This window comes from Microcoleus sp. MOSTC5 (assembly GCF_036701825.1).
Classification (GTDB): domain Bacteria; phylum Cyanobacteriota; class Cyanobacteriia; order Cyanobacteriales; family Microcoleaceae; genus Microcoleus; species Microcoleus asticus.
Genome location: NZ_JAUBRK010000172.1, coordinates 1 through 1483, shown reverse-complemented (window position 1 = coordinate 1483; position 1483 = coordinate 1). Strand labels below are relative to the sequence as shown.

1 protein-coding gene and 1 pseudogene are annotated in these 1483 nt (G+C 41.9%); one reads left to right on the top strand and one right to left on the bottom strand.

Annotated features, from left to right (window positions below; all coding sequences use genetic code 11):
* Window positions 1-74: 74 nt before the first annotated feature.
* Window positions 75-893, bottom strand: a pseudogene (locus tag QUA54_RS34185) (NB-ARC domain-containing protein); the annotation flags it as partial.
* 205 nt (window positions 894-1098) lie between these two features.
* Between QUA54_RS34185 and QUA54_RS34180 the strand changes: the two are divergent.
* Window positions 1099-1458, top strand: a complete 360-nt coding sequence (locus QUA54_RS34180; RefSeq protein WP_333419466.1) for a hypothetical protein — start codon at window positions 1099-1101, stop codon at window positions 1456-1458.
* Window positions 1459-1483: the final 25 nt, after the last annotated feature.

Here is a 1483-nt window from a genome sequence, read left to right as displayed (position 1 = left end):
TTCGACAATTTTCGAGCTCGACTATTAGCTGGCTTTTCTAATTAGTTTTTATTATCACCTCAAACCCAGAAGACCCGATATCCTTCGGATTCTGGTTTATATTTTCCTGCCAATTCGCCGCTACAGAAAAGGTTGTGAACGTCATCTAAGACGATTAAACAGCGATGGTTTTGTAAATACTTAATCAGCGGTAAGGGTTTTTGGTTTGTTGGGGGTGAATCTTCTTTTTCGGAATGGGAAAAAAGCTGTATTAGGTTAGATTGAAATTTTTCTAGGGTGGGGAATTCCTCTAGAGTGTACCAAACTGCGTACTCAAACTCGTCTTTAATTTGTTGTACGAGTTGTACTGCTAGGGTGGTTTTGCCGATACCGCTGATGCCGGTGAGGGTGATGAGGCGGCAGTGTTGTTGTAGAATCCAGGTTGTGAGGGTTTGGAGTTCGGGAGTGCGATCGTAGAAATCACCCAACTCCGGCATTTCGCTTAAATCTTGATGTAGAGTTTTGGTCTGTTTTGGGTTAGCTGTTTCCTGATTTGGTGGGTGTGAGTTTGGGATACTTGGCGTGTGTCTAGCTTCTCCACAATAATTAACGCAACTTATTTGCACACAGTCTTGTGCAAAATGCGAAACAATCGAGATTTGCAACCTCTCCATTGCCGATCGAAAATTTGTTTTATTAACATCTTCTCCTAACTGTTCTGAAAGTATCTGCCATAATTCCGCTCCGATTTCCCTGATGCGACTTTCAGAACAGTTAAAATCTTTTGCTATTTCTTTGTATGTCTCGCGTTGTAGAGTTCCCAGCAGTACCGCTGCTTGTAAATCGTCAAGGTGCTGACCCGTTTTCTCGAAGACTATGCGATCGGCGACATTTAACATTTCTTTAAAATTCATCTGGCAGGGAGATGCGAGAGTTTTGTGTATTGTAGCTCACAAATGCCAACATTTTCGTACATTTTCGTACATTTTCGTACAAAATTAGATTAAAGTTAGAGTGAAAGCGAGGGATAATTGGCTGCAAAATAGAACATTATTGGGCTAGACGAACCTTTAATTTCTTAAGGATAATGGAACAAGTATTAAAAGGATAAATTAATTTATGAATTGGGAAAATTTTGCCAGTAAAGCAGGTGAAGAAGTTGTAGAAAATGTTGTAGAAAAAACTACGGGCATTGATGGAAATACAGTCAAAACAGCCAAAGCGGTTGTAGAATCTGGCGCTGCGCTAGGCGCGGCTGCTAGTGCTGCTACAGGGTTGAGTGTTGCAGCAACTTCAGGAGCAGGAATTACTTCAGGCCTAGCCGCAGCAGGTGGTGTGGTTGGTGGTGGCATGGCTGCTGCTCCTGCGGTATTAGGAGCGGGGCCAGCTTATCTTGGGGCAAAAATAATGAATGAAACTTTGTTCAAACAATACTCCGGACAGTTTTTAAGCAGCCAAAGTACCATAAGACAAGACTGAAGGAAGATTAGGATGGTTTAAAATC